This is a genomic window from Streptomyces sp. NPDC001410, assembly GCF_042895235.1.
Classification (GTDB): Bacteria; Actinomycetota; Actinomycetes; order Streptomycetales; family Streptomycetaceae; genus Streptomyces.
On the sequence record NZ_JBIAWE010000005.1, the window covers coordinates 285,093 to 298,258 of the forward strand.

13 protein-coding genes are annotated in these 13,166 nt (G+C 71.2%); 3 read left to right on the forward strand and 10 right to left on the reverse strand.

The window, feature by feature from the left end; genetic code table 11:
- Nucleotides 1-6 precede the first annotated feature (6 nt).
- The 10 genes from ACFY3C_RS12925 to ACFY3C_RS12970 all read right to left on the reverse strand — a co-directional run bounded on the left by ACFY3C_RS12925 (nucleotide 7) and on the right by ACFY3C_RS12970 (nucleotide 9,986).
- Nucleotides 7-1,377, reverse strand: a complete 1,371-nt coding sequence (locus ACFY3C_RS12925) for a cytochrome P450 (protein WP_390770765.1) — start codon at nucleotides 1,375-1,377, stop codon at nucleotides 7-9.
- Complete coding sequence (gene cyc1, locus ACFY3C_RS12930) at nucleotides 1,374-2,456, reverse strand: epi-isozizaene synthase (RefSeq protein ID WP_390770766.1); 1,083 nt, start codon at nucleotides 2,454-2,456, stop codon at nucleotides 1,374-1,376. The genes ACFY3C_RS12925 and cyc1 overlap by 4 nt, the downstream gene beginning before the upstream one ends.
- Nucleotides 2,457-2,715: 259 nt before the next feature.
- Nucleotides 2,716-3,366, reverse strand: coding sequence for a peptide deformylase (gene def / locus ACFY3C_RS12935; RefSeq protein ID WP_390770767.1), 651 nt, complete (start codon nucleotides 3,364-3,366; stop codon nucleotides 2,716-2,718).
- 126 nt (nucleotides 3,367-3,492) lie between these two features.
- Nucleotides 3,493-4,473, reverse strand: coding sequence for a hypothetical protein (locus ACFY3C_RS12940; RefSeq protein WP_145883208.1), 981 nt, complete (start codon nucleotides 4,471-4,473; stop codon nucleotides 3,493-3,495).
- 108 nt (nucleotides 4,474-4,581) lie between these two features.
- Nucleotides 4,582-5,811: an HD-GYP domain-containing protein gene (locus ACFY3C_RS12945; protein WP_386578248.1), complete on the reverse strand. Its 1,230-nt coding sequence runs from the start codon at nucleotides 5,809-5,811 to the stop codon at nucleotides 4,582-4,584.
- Entirely contained in the window at nucleotides 5,808-7,160 is a 1,353-nt protein-coding gene (locus tag ACFY3C_RS12950) for an HD-GYP domain-containing protein (RefSeq protein ID WP_390770768.1), read from the reverse strand. The genes ACFY3C_RS12945 and ACFY3C_RS12950 overlap by 4 nt, the downstream gene beginning before the upstream one ends.
- A gap of 122 nt (nucleotides 7,161-7,282) precedes the next feature.
- Nucleotides 7,283-7,585, reverse strand: a complete 303-nt coding sequence (rsrA, locus tag ACFY3C_RS12955) for a mycothiol system anti-sigma-R factor (RefSeq protein ID WP_336113539.1) — start codon at nucleotides 7,583-7,585, stop codon at nucleotides 7,283-7,285.
- Nucleotides 7,582-8,265 (reverse strand): RNA polymerase sigma factor SigR, encoded by a 684-nt coding sequence (sigR, locus tag ACFY3C_RS12960; RefSeq protein WP_386578246.1) that lies wholly within the window; start codon nucleotides 8,263-8,265, stop codon nucleotides 7,582-7,584. Before sigR ends, rsrA begins: the two co-directional genes overlap by 4 nt.
- A gap of 255 nt (nucleotides 8,266-8,520) precedes the next feature.
- Nucleotides 8,521-9,147, reverse strand: a complete 627-nt coding sequence (locus tag ACFY3C_RS12965) for an alpha/beta family hydrolase (protein WP_390770769.1) — start codon at nucleotides 9,145-9,147, stop codon at nucleotides 8,521-8,523.
- Between the two features lie 23 nt (nucleotides 9,148-9,170).
- A complete protein-coding gene (locus ACFY3C_RS12970) occupies nucleotides 9,171-9,986 on the reverse strand; it encodes an SOS response-associated peptidase (protein WP_390770770.1) in 816 nt (271 codons plus the stop codon).
- A 50-nt stretch (nucleotides 9,987-10,036) separates the two neighbouring features.
- Between ACFY3C_RS12970 and ACFY3C_RS12975 the strand changes: the two genes are divergently transcribed.
- The 3 genes from ACFY3C_RS12975 to rsgA are packed head-to-tail and all read left to right on the forward strand — an operon-like array spanning nucleotide 10,037 to nucleotide 13,155.
- The gene (locus tag ACFY3C_RS12975) at nucleotides 10,037-10,759 is read left to right on the forward strand and encodes a M50 family metallopeptidase (RefSeq protein ID WP_390770771.1); all 723 of its coding nucleotides are present in this window, start codon (nucleotides 10,037-10,039) and stop codon (nucleotides 10,757-10,759) included.
- A 28-nt stretch (nucleotides 10,760-10,787) separates the two neighbouring features.
- Nucleotides 10,788-12,128 carry a 3-phosphoshikimate 1-carboxyvinyltransferase gene (gene aroA, locus ACFY3C_RS12980; RefSeq protein ID WP_390770772.1) on the forward strand — a complete coding sequence of 447 codons (1,341 nt, stop codon included), beginning with the start codon at nucleotides 10,788-10,790 and terminating at the stop codon, nucleotides 12,126-12,128.
- Between the two features lie 16 nt (nucleotides 12,129-12,144).
- Entirely contained in the window at nucleotides 12,145-13,155 is a 1,011-nt protein-coding gene (rsgA, locus tag ACFY3C_RS12985; RefSeq protein ID WP_386578241.1) for a ribosome small subunit-dependent GTPase A, read from the forward strand.
- Nucleotides 13,156-13,166: the final 11 nt, after the last annotated feature.

Genomic DNA, 13,166 nt, shown 5'->3' on the forward strand with positions numbered 1-13,166 from the left:
TGTCTCTCACCACTCCACGGGCTGCAGCAGCAGCCGGTGGGGCCGGAGTGTGATGCCCACACGGGTGGTGTCGTTCGACCCGCCGACCTGCTCGAAGCGGTACTTCGCCGAGATCGCCGCGGTGATCAGGCTCAGCTGGGACATGGAGAAGTGGTCGCTGGGGCACTTGCGGTTGCCCACGCTGAACGGGCTCATCGCGTACTTGGGCACCTCCTTCACCCGCTCGGGCAGCCAGCGGTCGGGGTCGAAGTCGAGGTGGTGGTCGTAGGAACGGCCGTCGCGCTGGATGGCGTACGGGCTGTACACGATGTCCGCCCCCGCCGGAATGCAATAGCCGCCTAGCGCGGTGTCGGTCACCGCGCGCCGCGTCAATATCCATACGGCGGGCCGCAGCCGCATGGCCTCGACGACGACATTGTTGGTGTGCCTGAGCTCCCGGACGTCCGCGAATGCAACGGGCCGGCCGCCGGTCACTGATTCGACCTCGGCGCGCACCTTCTCGGCGTGTTCCGGATGTTCCGCGAGCACCTGGAGCAGCCACATGATCGTGGAGGCGACTGTTTCGCTTCCGGGGGTGAGTATCGCGACCACCTGGTCGTGGATCTCCTGTTCCCCGATGGGGTCGCCATTGTCGTCCTGCGCCGCCAGCAATGCCGTCAGCAAATCGTCCGGCTTTTGACCAGATGCCCTCCGCTCGGCGACGATCTCGTCGACCAGCAGATGCAAATCGGCCAGCACCCGGTTGAATTCGCGGTTGGCGGGGAACGGCAGCCGGTACAGCGGCCCGAGCGGGACGACCATCCTGCGGTACATACCGCGGAAGACGGTGGCGAGATCGATGCTCAACCGCTCCGCGCGCTGGTCCATGTAGTCGCCACGCAGCAGACAGCGGGCGGCGATGCGCACGGCGACCCGGAACGACTCCGAGGTGCAGTCGATGGTCTCGCCCACCTTCCAGCGCTCGGTCAGCGCATGCGCCTCCTCCTCCATGATCGAGCCGTACGCGGGGATCGCGTCGAGCCGGAAGGCGGGCTGGATGGTGCGCCGCTGGCGGCGGTGCCGGGGGCCGTTGGCAGTGGCCACGCCCTCCTTGCCGAGCAGGCCTTCGAGGGACTCCCACAGCGGGCCGTCGATCTTGTAGTCGGGGCTGAGCGCGAATGCGCCGGTGAGCGCCGGTGTGGTGACGGCGTACACCGTCTTGGGGCCGAGCTTCAGCCGCACGACGTCACCGTGCTCGCGCAGCCCGGACATGAAGGCGAGCGGGTCGCGGACCAGTTTCAGACCGTGCCCGAGGACCGGGAGGGCGCCGCCGGCGAGGGGCGGCTCGCGCACTCCGGTGCCCTCGGGGGCCACCGGTTTCACAGACTCGACGGTCATTTGTCACCTGTCGCTTCGTTGTTGACGTACGGGGGCGTGGACCGGTCGTCCCAGCTGTCGACCCTGTACCGGCCGGACTCGTGGTGGAACCAGTAGACGGAGCTGAACCAGTTCCGCATATAGCCGACACAGGCGCGGACGGCGGCGCTCAATTCCCTTCCGCGGTCCGTGCCGTTGGCGAGTTCGCCGGCGAACCGCAGGGCGTCCCGCTCGGCTTCGAGGAATTCGGCGATGCATTTCTCGACGCGCCGCCGGATTTCCTCCACCGCTTCTTCGAGTGTCAGTCCCTCATGGGTGATGAGACTGATGCCGAGATTGTGCACCTCATCGCCCGCTATTTCCTTGGGCAGTGAGCAGAGGTCGTTGTACCAGGCGGCGAATTCCTGGCTCAGCAGGGCCGCACGGCGATAGGCCGGATGTTTTCGCACGAAGTCCGGGAGTTCGCATCCGGCGCTCGGCTCCAGCAGGTCCGTCCATATCCAGTGCGCGAAGGTGAGCCGCCGCAGGGCGAGGTATTCCTCGACCTTCGGAACGTACCCCGCGGTCCGGTTGCGGAACTCGCGGTCGTAGGCCTCGATCACGTCGTGGAAGTGCCGGGCGAACCGCAGGTTCCAGGTGTGGGGCAGGAACGAGTACAGCCGCAGCACACTGTCCGCGAACCCTGCAACCAGGGGGTCCCGATGGTGCAGATGGTGCCGGGGTGCGTCGAGTGCCGCGTGCAGGCGGTGCCGCAGCCGGCGCCAGTCGGCCACTCGGCCGTGCACCAGGTCACGGTCGTGCCGGTCGTCCCAGACGAAGAACCAGGCACTGTAGTCCGCAATGGCCTGCAGGACCTCGTCGGGGGCGCCGGTGTAGTACCCCGCCATCAGGTCGGTGTAGCACAGACCATCGGCATATTCCCGCACCTTGTCCGCCGGCATCAGCCGCTTTTCCAGGAGCCACTGCCGGGTCTTCTCCTGAAGCTTTGGCCAATACGGGTGCAGTTTCCGGGGAATCGCGTCCTCGATCACCGGGAGGGCGAGAGACGGCGGTACTGCGACCGCTGTCGACGATGTGGTGCCGTGTGAGAAAGCGTGCACGAACAGTCCCCTCTCAGCTGCCAGGAGCGCACACCCCTCCCTGCTGTGCCGGGTGTGCGCCGTTGCGTATCCCCGCCCTTCCCATTCAGCACCACAACTGACCATTATGGGAACGGATTTGCTTCACTCACCACCCCAGATGCCGGGAACCTTGCGACGAACAAACGAACGACGCCCGGTCGGGAAGGATCCCGAACGGGCGTCGTAACGTGCGTCGTTGCTGCTCTCGTGCGGTGTCCGTACGGTCGGACCGGACGTCTCAGTCGTTGGCGACGACGGGGTAGCGTGGCTCGTTCTCGGCCATCTGCCGCAGCGCGTCCTTGCGGTCACGCTTGGACAGACGGTCGATGTACAGGTACCCGTACAGGTGATCGGTCTCGTGCTGCAAACAGCGAGCGAAGTAGCCGGTGCCGCGGACCTTGATCGGGTTGCCCTTCTCGTCCTGGCCGGTCACCTCGGCGTAGTCGGGACGTGCGAGCGGCGCGTACGCGGTCGGTACGGACAGGCAGCCCTCGTTGCTGTCGTCGAGCCGGCGCTTGTCGGCGGGCAGGTCGACCAGCTTCGGGTTGCACACCACGCCGACGTGCCGGACGCCCTCGTCGTCCATGCAGTCGTAGATGAAGACCTTCAGGTCGACACCGATCTGGTTGGCGGCCAGGCCCACGCCCTCGGCGGTGCGCTGGCTGACGAACATGTCCGCGACCAGCTGGTCCAGCTCCGCACCGAACTCGGTGACGTCCTTGCACTCCTTGTGCAGGACCGGGTTGCCGACGACCGTGATCGGCCGCGAGGTGCCGCGCTCGCGCCAGGCGGTCTCGCGCTCCTCGCAGTCCTCCGTGTCGACGACATAGCCCTCGTCGTCGACGGGGAGCACGCCCGCGTGCTGCTGATCGGTGTCCTGCTGCGCCATGACCGACGTACGCCTTCCTCAGAAAAACAGGGGTGAAGTTGCTGGTACAGGGTACGTGGGCGCGCCCTTAAGGGGCGCGGGGAACTGCGCGACCAGCCACATCGGACCCGCAGCCGGGCCGCGGTCTCAGCAAACCTCTTCCAGATCCCGCCAGTCCCTGGAGTCCGGACTGTCCGCAACCCACCCGTCCAGCAACCCCCTCACGAGCGAAGCCGGCGCAGCCACCCCGCACTCCCGCTCGGGAACCCAGAGCTGCCCGTCCGTGCGATGCCCGAGCGGCCCGGGATGACCCGGCTCGCTGTGATCATGCGGATCCAGATGGACCCCGTCCCCCTCGTCCGACGGCATCCGCGACTCCGAGCACATCCGGCACAGCAGCCGCACCGAGGACGACCAGTCCTCCGCGGCGAACCCCGCGTCCGCGGCCAGCTGCTCCAGCGCGTCCCGGTCCGCCTCGGTGGCCGCCTCCAGCAGCACCACCCAGGTGGGGACCGGCGAGGGCGCCCACAGCTCGATCTCGTCGAAGACCGGGTAGGAGTGCCCGGCGGACGTCGTGCGCTCGCCGTGCGGGACGCCGTCGTGCAGGACGACCTCGCCCCAGCGCCGCCCGGACGAGGGAAGCGGGATGGACAGCACCTCGATCCGGGCCGGGTCCAGCCTGCGGCCCCACACCACCTCGGCCTCGCCCTCCGGGGAGAGCCGTACGGCCGCGCTGCCCAGCTCCATGCCGAGCGGCTCGCCGGAGGCCGTGGCACCGCCGGGCACCCGCAGCCCGTACGCCTGCCAGGCGCGGCGGGCCAGCGGCCAGTCCTGCAGGGCGGTCGCGGCGATGCCCACGTTCCACCAGTCGGGGGCGCCGGTCTCCCGGTCCAGGAGGGCCACGGCGCGCAGTCCGGCGGCGCGGGCCTGCTCCCAGTCGTGCCGGAACTTGTGCAGCAGGGCGAGGTTGAACCAGGACTCCGCCAGCCAGGGTTCCAGGTCGGCGGCGCGTGTCAGCAGCTCGCCCGCGTCCTCGTACCGGCCGTCGCCGATGAGCGTGAACGCGCGGTCGGTGGCCTGCCGCCAGGAGGCGGAGGGCCGGTGCCGTCCCTTGCCGAAGATCCTCACGATTCCCGCCTGCCAGTTCCAGTTCCACGTGGGCTGGCTTGTGCCCCCGGACACCCTCTCCCTCGCATCCAACCACGTACGGCGGGAAGGGCGCTCATTACCCATGGGTTACCCCGGCGCGGGCAGCGTCAGACAGTCCCGGGCCAGAACCCGGGCGAGCGCCTCCACGACCTCGGGAGCGTAGTCCCCGGCGGTGGCCAGACGCAGCTCCTCCAGGGCCCTGAGCGGCCCGTCGGGCCCCGCGTCCCGGGCCTTCTCCTCGTAGGCGTTGACGGCCCTGACGATCCGCGCGGCGAGCGGCTGCTCCCGGCAGGGGTCGGCCTGCCGCTCCACGACCACGGCGACGGCCGCGTCCACCCCGGTCTGCCGTACGACGGCCCCGCCGAGCAGTGCGATGCGCCGCTGCTCCTCCCGCGGCAGGGCGGCGGTGGCGCCGGCGGGGACGGGGTCGACCAGGCTGAGCTGGCCGATGTCGTGCATGAGGGCCGCGTACTCCAGGACGGTCAGCCCGGGCCCGGACAGGCCCAGGTCCCGGCCGACGGCCAGGCTGAGCGTGGCGACCCGGCGGGCGTGCCCCGTCGGGGTGTATCCGGCGATCTCGGTGGCCCGGGCGAGGGAGGCGATGGTCTGCCGGTAGGTGGCGCGCACGGCGTCGTAGCGGCGCACGGAGAGCTGGGCGAGCAGCAGCGGCAGGCAGAACACCGGCAGCGCCCACAGCCCGACCACGGCGACCGCGAGCGCCATCACCGCGCCGGTCGCGCAGACGGCGGATCCGATGCCGAGCAGTCCGCGCAGTTCTTCGCGCAGGAGCGGGCCGAAGGGCCAGTGGGTGCGGGAGTGGGCGAGGGCGGCGGCGAGGACGGCGTCGCACAGGGCGGTGAGGACGATGAGGGCGATGAGCAGCAGCGCGTAGCCGGCGCCGTTCCAGGACTCGAACGCGCCCTCGTTGTAGAGGGGTTGGAAGCAGATCGCGGCGAAGCCGACGCTCAGGACGCGGCGGGCGAGGTGGTCGAGGGTCGGGGTGCGTCCGCACCAGATGTGCGGGACCCCGCCGAGCAGGGAGGCGGCGAGGACGATGGTGACGACCTGCGGCGCGTCGTGGAGGGTCGGATGTCCCGCGTCGGCGCCCAGCAGGGCGTACGACAGCGATCCGGCGGTGCCCAGCGGCGCGGCCTGCCGTACCTGGGCTCCGCTCCACCGGGTCAGCTCGCCGACGGCTATGAGCACCCCGAAGGCGAGTGCGACGCGCCGGTCGGCCATGCCGCTCCACAGGGTGACGGCGAGGGAGACGGCGGCGGTGAGGGCGGCACAGGCGTGGATGAGCCGCAGGGCGGTCATCGGGCTGCCCCGCTGGGGCTGCCGGCGACCGGTTGCCGGTCCGGGATCCGCTGCGCCGTCTCGTCGGCCGTGACGGCCGGGTGCCAGCCGTGCCGGTCGAGGGCCCGGGCGAGCGCCGTGACCATGCGCGGGTCGAACTGGGTTCCCGCGCACCGCTCCAGCTCGGTGACCGCCGCCTCGACCGGGCGGGCCCTGCTGTAGGAGCGGGTGGAGGTCATCGCGTCGAAGGCGTCCGCGACGGCCACCACGCGGGCGCACTCGGGGATCTGACCGCCCACCAGTCCGTAGGGGTAGCCGCTGCCGTCGAGCCGTTCGTGGTGGTGCAGGATCGCCGCGCGGGCCTCGCCGAGGAAGGAGATCCCGCGGACCATCTCGTGGCCGTACTCGGGATGCAGCTCGATGATCCGCCGCTCCTCGGGGGTCAGCGGGCCGTCCTTGCGCAGCAGCCGCGTGGGGACGCCGAGCTTGCCGACGTCGTGCAGGATGCCGGCGAAGCGCAGCACCTCGACGCGTTCGTCGTCCATGCCGAGTTCGCGGGCGATCATCACCGAGGCCTGGCCGACCCGCTCGCTGTGGCCGCGGGTGTAGCCGTCCTTGAGGTCGACGGCCTGCACCAGAGCGCGGATGGTGGCCTGGTGGGCGGCCCGCTCCCGGTGGTACTGGGCGAAGACCCAGCAGGAGACGAACATCGGCAGCAGCACGAGCAGCGCGGCGACGGGCCCGTACCGGCTGCGCCACAGCACGGCCATCATCAGCCCGGCGAGTCCGTGCACGGCGACCGGTGCGAGGGAGCGGGACAGCAGCCCGCGCCAGGCCCGGCGCAGGGGCACCCTCCCCCACTGCCGCAAAGGCGTGGGCGGTACCCCCACGCCCGCCGCGAGGAGGCCGCCGTCGAGCGCGGTGAGCACCAGGCAGAAGGCGAGGACGGCCGCCCCGGCCGGAACGAGCGCGTGGGGGAAGTCGCAGGCCACGACGGTGTCCCGGCCGCCGAGCGCCCAGTGCACCTGGGCCGCGCCCCACACGGCCAGCGAGGGCTGCGCGGCCCGCCACACGCGGCGCAGCCCCACGGGCCGCTCCTCGACGCGGGCGAGCAGCGCGGCCGACACCGGCACGAGGGCGGCGGCGGGCGGGGGCAGCAGGAACGCCCCGGCGAGCAGGACGGGATAGAAGGTGCCGCCCAGGCGGCGCCGTACGACGTGCTCACAGGCCGCGTACAGGGCGGTGAGCAGGGCCAGCGCCGGCCAGGACGTGTGGGTGGCCGACAGGGGCAGAACACAGAGAACACAGACCACGGCCAGCAGGGCGACGCAGGCCACATAGGCCCGCGCCCTTGCTGGAACCGCCTCCATGACGCCCCTCCCCCGACCGTGCCTGTCCGGGCTCGGAGCCTAGGGCGGGAATCGGGGGGTCCGGGAGCTTACGACCCGAGGATTAGCACATTCGGGTGATGGCCGGTACGCAGCTCTGGTACTCAGCTCTCCTGAGGCGTGGCGGTCACGTCGTGCTCGGGGACGGTCTGCCCGGAGCGGATCAGGTCGATCCGCCCCATGACCTTGGCCCGCAGGTCGGCGGGTACGTCGTCATGTCCGCAGCACCGCTTGACCAGCTTCTTCACGGCCTGCTCCAGGCCGTACTTCTCCAGACACGGAGAGCATTCCTCGAAGTGGTGCTGGAACTTGTCGCGATCGACGTCCGGCATCTCGCTGTCGAGGAACTCGTACAGGTGGTCGAGGACCTCACTGCAGTCCGTCTCGTGCGGATCTCCGCAGCTCATGAGCCCGAACCTTTCGCTTCGTTCGACTCTCCGGCGCCCGCCGGGACCAGTCCGCGCTCGCGTGCGTAGTCCTCGAGCATGCCGCGCAGTTGACGGCGGCCCCGGTGCAGCCGGGACATCACCGTACCGATGGGTGTCCCCATGATGTCCGCGATCTCCTTGTACGCAAAGCCCTCTACGTCCGCAAGGTAGACGGCGATGCGGAACTCCTCGGGGATCGCCTGCAGCGCTTCCTTCACGTCCGAGTCGGGCAGGTGGTCGAGCGCCTGCGACTCGGCGGAGCGCAGACCCGTCGACATGTGCGACTCGGCACGGGCGAGCTGCCAGTCCTCGATCTCCTCGGCCGCACTGCGCTGGGGCTCGCGCTGCTTCTTGCGGTACGAGTTGATGAAGGTGTTCGTGAGAATCCGGTACAGCCACGCCTTGAGGTTGGTGCCCTCGCGGAACTGGTGGAAGGACGCGTACGCCTTGGCATACGTCTCCTGCACCAGGTCCTCGGCGTCGGCCGGGTTGCGCGTCATGCGCAGCGCGGCCGAATACATCTGGTCGAGGAATTCGAGCGCGTCCCGCTCGAAGCGCGCACTGCGCTCGGCGGTCGACTCCGCGCTGTCGCCGCGGCCCTCGGGCAGCTCCGCCTGGCCGTTGTCGGTCCCTGCGTCGGTCCCAGTGACCGGACCCACCTCCTCAAGATCCCGGGCAGGACCGAAACCGATCCCACTCGTTTCGGAGGATAGAACACGACCCGTGCCTGCCGCCGCTCGAATAGGAGCGGCCTTGGCCGCGTGCAGCACCGTCCAGTCCAGGTCAGTGCGGCTGCTGCGGCTCGGGCAAATGGTCGAACCCATGCGGCGGACTTCCTCTCCACGACGTCGGTGCCGGTGCTTCAGCACTCCTGTCCGCCACAACAGCACTCCACCGTGCAACATTCCCTGGGGTCAGCCGAGTGACGCGACCCACTCCACGACACCGCCGGTGACGATCTCCAGCGCTCGCTCCTGCGTGATCCCCGCGCGCTTCGGCACGGCGAACCCGTGATCGCCGTACGGCACCTCGACCAGCTCGTACGACCCCTCGGGGAACTCGTCCGGCTTGCCGAAGGGATCGTTTCCGCCCTGGACGACGAGCGTGGGCACCCCGGCGCCGAGCAGCTCGTCGGCGCGGGAGCGCTCCGGCTTGCCCGGCGGGTGCAGCGGGAAGCTCAGCGCGAGCACGGCGTGCGCGCCCAGCTCCGTCGCGGTGCGGCAGGCGACCCGGGCGCCCGCGCTGCGGCCGCCGGAGATCACCGGCAGCGCCATCCCAGCCAGCGCGGGCCAGATGCCGCGCCAACCGGTGTCCAGGGTCTTCGGCGCGGGCGCGACCTTCCTGCCCGCGACCCGCCAGGGCTGCTCGACGAGGGCCACGGTCACGCCGTGCCCGGGGAGCACCTGGGCGAGCGCCTGCAGGTCCCGCGCCTCGATGCCACCGCCGGCCCCGTGGCTCACGGCCAGCACCAGCCGCGCCTTCTTGGCCCGGTGCCAGGTGATGCGGGCGGTCCCGGCGTCGGTCTCGACAATCTCGATCACATCAGAAGGCTAGTGCCGGGGCCCTAGAAGAGAGTGCCCACTTCGGGCGCCTCCAGCTCCTTCAGCAGCTCCGGGCCGTTGTTGCGGACGTTGCTGACGGCCGTGGCGACCGGGTAGGCGCGCATCAGGCCGGGCGGGGGCGGGGCGAGCAGCTCGCGCAGGTCGTCCGGGTCGGTGCGGGCCGGGTCCAGCCAGGCGTCCCAGCGGTCCGGGGTGAGCATCAGCGGCATCCGGGGGTGGATCTCGGCGAGGGTGTGCGGGCCCTCGGCGGGGGCGACGGCCAGCGGGGTGTGCTCCGCCTCCGTGGTGATCACCGAGCAGGTGACCCACCAGGCCTGCGGGTGGTCGTCGGGCAGGGTCCGGTCCCGCCAGAACTCGTACAGCCCGGCCATTGCGAACACCGAGCCGTCGGCGGGCAGCACGAAGTACGGCTGCTTGCGGGGCCGCTTCTTCTTCCCCTCGACCTCCAGCTCCCGCTCCTCCTTGGCGGTGACCCACTCGTAGTAGCCGTCGGCGGGCAGGATGCAGCGCCGGGCGGCGAAGGCACGGCGGTAGGCCGGCTTCTCGTGCACGGTCTCCGCGCGCGCGTTGATCATCCGGGCGCCGCCCTCGGGCGTCTTGGCCCAGGAGGGCACCAGTCCCCACTTGAGCCTGCGCAGCTGCCGAACCGGCCGCGGCTCGGACGCGTCTTTCAGGGGGCGGTCCAGGACGGCGTAGACCTCCTTGGTCGGAGCCACGTTGTAGTCCGGCTCCAGGGTCTCCTCGGGCTCCCACTTCTCGATCTCAAAGACTCCTGCGAGATCCTCGGGCCTACGACTGGATGCATACCGTCCGCACATACGTGCCACACTGCCAGACTCCGCACGACCACAGGGAGCCACTCGGAAACATGGACAGCCTCGCCGCCACCGCGCTGCCCGACCTCTGGGACCGGCTCACCGGCGCCCAGCCCGACCCCGACCTGTGGGTGGTGCTCGCCACCCTCGTCGCCGCCCTCGCCGCCGTCGTCCCGCACTCCCTGTGGCGGCTCTCGCGCAACGCGATCACCATCGCGCACGAGGGCGGCCACGGGCTGCTGGCCCTGCTCACGGGCCGGCAGCTCACGGGCATACGCCTGCACTCGGACACCAGCGGCCTCACGGTCAGCCGCGGCAAGCCGTACGGCCTCGGCATGATCCTCACCGCGGCCGCGGGCTACACGGCCCCCTCGCTGCTGGGCCTCGGCGGCGCCGCGCTGCTTGCCGCGGGCCGCATCACGCTGCTGCTGTGGGTGGCGACCGCGCTGCTCGTGGTGATGCTGGTGATGATCCGCAACGCGTACGGGGTCCTCACCGTGGTCCTCACCGGTGGCGCCTTCCTGCTGGTGTCCTGGCTGGCGGGAGCGCAGGTGCAGGCGGCGTTCGCGTACGCGGTGGTGTGGTTCCTGCTGTTCGGGGGCGTACGGCCGCCCTTCGAGCTGCAGGCGAAGCGGGCGCGGGGAGGCGCGGGGGACTCGGACGCGGACCAGTTGTCGCGGCTGACACACGTACCGGCGGGGCTGTGGCTGTTCCTGTTCCACGCGGTGTCGCTGAGTTCGCTCATCGGTGGGGGCCGCTGGCTGCTGGAAGGTTGACGCCGGGCCCTCCTTATAAAGTGGCCCCATGGCCCCGAACACCGCCCACCCCGCCCTCTGGCCCGCCCCGCACGCGAGCGGAGCCGTCGATGCGACGGTCCACGTGCCCGGGTCCAAGTCGGTCACCAACCGCGCCCTCGTGCTCGCCGCCCTGGCGTCCGAGCCCGGCTGGCTGCGCCGCCCGCTGCGCTCCCGTGACACGTTGCTGATGGCCGGTGCCCTGCGGGCCATGGGCGTGGAGATCGAGGAGACCGTGTCATCCAGCTCCTCCGTCGCGGGGGGCCCGGACGGCTCCGGTGAGGCCTGGCGGGTGCTGCCCACGGGTCTGCGCGGCCCGGCCACCGTCGACGTCGGCAACGCCGGCACGGTGATGCGCTTCCTGCCGCCGGTGGCCGCGCTGGCCGACGGTCCCATCCGGTTCGACGGGGACCCGCGGTCGTACGAGCGCCCGCTGCACGGTGTGATCGACGCGCTGCGCGTGCTCGGCGCCCGGATCGACGACGACGGCCGGGGCGCGCTGCCGCTGACCGTGCACGGCGGCGGGGCGCTGGACGGCGGCCCGGTGTCGATCGACGCCTCCTCGTCCTCCCAGTTCGTCTCGGCGCTGCTGCTGTCCGGCCCGCGCTTCAACCAGGGTGTCGAGGTCCGCCACACCGGCACGTCCCTGCCCTCCATGCCGCACATCCGGATGACCGTGGACATGCTGCGCGCGGTCGGCGCCCAGGTGGACACCCCGGAGTCGGGCGGCGAGCCGAACGTGTGGCGGGTGACGCCGGGCGCACTGCTCGGCCGGGACCTGACGATCGAGCCGGACCTGTCGAACGCCCAGCCGTTCCTGGCGGCGGCCCTGGTCACCGGCGGCAAGGTGCTGATCCCGGACTGGCCGGCCCGCACCACCCAGCCGGGTGACCGGCTGCGGGAGATCTTCACCGAGATGGGCGGTTCCTGCGAACTGACCGAGTACGGGCTGGAGTTCACCGGCTCGGGCGCCATCCACGGCATCGACGTGGACCTGGGTGACGTCGGCGAGCTGACCCCGGGCATCGCGGCGGTCGCGGCCCTCGCGGACTCCCCCTCGACCCTTCGTGGCGTGGCCCATCTGCGGCTGCACGAGACGGACCGGCTGGCCGCGCTCACCAAGGAGATCAACGAACTCGGCGGCGACGTCACCGAGACGGCCGACGGCCTGCACATCCGCCCGCGCCCGCTGCACGGCGGCACCTTCCACACCTACGAGGACCACCGCATGGCGACGGCCGGTGCGATCATCGGCCTGGCGGTCGAGGGCGTGCAGATCGAGAACGTGGCGACGACGGCGAAGACCCTGCCGGACTTCCCCGGCCTGTGGACCGGGATGCTGGGGAACTGACGGGCGGACTGGAACCATGCGCCGCTACGGCAAGCACACCGACGAGGACGACATCCGCAGCCGCCCCAACCGCAAGGGCAACCGGCCGCGCACGAACATCCGGCCCAAGCACGAGGACGCGGCCGAGGGCATGGTCCTCACCGTCGACCGGGGCCGGCTGACCTGCCTGGTCGAGGACCGTCCCGTCATGGCTATGAAGGCCCGCGAACTGGGCCGCAAGGCGGCCGTGGTGGGCGACCGGGTGGCCCTGGTCGGCGACCTGTCCGGCCAGAAGGACACGCTCGCGCGGATCGTGCGCATCGAGGAGCGCAGCTCGCTGCTGCGTCGCACGGCCGATGACGACGACCCCTACGAGCGGGTGGTCGTCGCCAACGCGGACCAGCTGGCCATCGTCACGGCCCTGGCGGACCCGGAACCCCGCCCCCGCCTGATCGACCGCTGTCTGGTCGCGGCCTACGACGGCGGTCTGGAACCGCTGCTGGTGATGACCAAGTCGGACCTGGCCCCGCCGGACAAGCTGCTGGAGCTGTACGGCCACCTCGACATCCCCTACGTCGTCACCAGCCGCGAGGAGCTGGAGAACGGCGACGCGGCGGACCGGGTGCGCGAGTACCTGGACGGCAAGATCACCGCCTTCGTGGGCCACTCGGGCGTCGGCAAGACGACCCTGGTCAACGCGCTGGTCCCGAAGGACCGCCGCCGCATGACGGGACGCGTCAACGCGGTGACCGGCCGCGGCCGACACACCACCACCTCGGCGCTGGCGCTGCCCCTGCCCAGTGCGGACGGCTGGGTCATCGACACCCCGGGCGTGCGTTCCTTCGGTCTCGCGCACATCGACCCGTCCCGGGTGATCAACGCCTTCCCGGACCTGGAACCGGGCACCGAGGGCTGCCCGCGCGCGTGCAGCCACGACGAGCCGGACTGCGCGCTGGACGCGTGGGTCGAGGAGGGTCACGCGGACCCGGCGCGGCTGTTCTCCCTGCGCCGGCTGCTGGCCACGCGGGAGCGCCGGGAAGGCGACTGAGCATCGCGTTG

Excerpts from the sequence above, each read along its gene's own strand:
- ACFY3C_RS12925 (WP_390770765.1), bottom strand. The coding sequence starts at position 1,377 with ATGACCGTCGAGTCTGTGAAACCGGTGGCCCCCGAGGGCACCGGAGTG.
- def (WP_390770767.1), bottom strand. The coding sequence starts at position 3,366 with ATGGCGCAGCAGGACACCGATCAGCAGCACGCGGGCGTGCTCCCCGTC.
- ACFY3C_RS12945 (WP_386578248.1), bottom strand. The coding sequence starts at position 5,811 with ATGACCGCCCTGCGGCTCATCCACGCCTGTGCCGCCCTCACCGCCGCC.
- ACFY3C_RS12950 (WP_390770768.1), bottom strand. The coding sequence starts at position 7,160 with ATGGAGGCGGTTCCAGCAAGGGCGCGGGCCTATGTGGCCTGCGTCGCC.
- rsrA (WP_336113539.1), bottom strand. The coding sequence starts at position 7,585 with ATGAGCTGCGGAGATCCGCACGAGACGGACTGCAGTGAGGTCCTCGAC.
- ACFY3C_RS12970 (WP_390770770.1), bottom strand. The coding sequence starts at position 9,986 with ATGTGCGGACGGTATGCATCCAGTCGTAGGCCCGAGGATCTCGCAGGA.
- ACFY3C_RS12975 (WP_390770771.1), top strand. The coding sequence starts at position 10,037 with ATGGACAGCCTCGCCGCCACCGCGCTGCCCGACCTCTGGGACCGGCTC.
- aroA (WP_390770772.1), top strand. The coding sequence starts at position 10,788 with ATGGCCCCGAACACCGCCCACCCCGCCCTCTGGCCCGCCCCGCACGCG.
- rsgA (WP_386578241.1), top strand. The coding sequence starts at position 12,145 with ATGCGCCGCTACGGCAAGCACACCGACGAGGACGACATCCGCAGCCGC.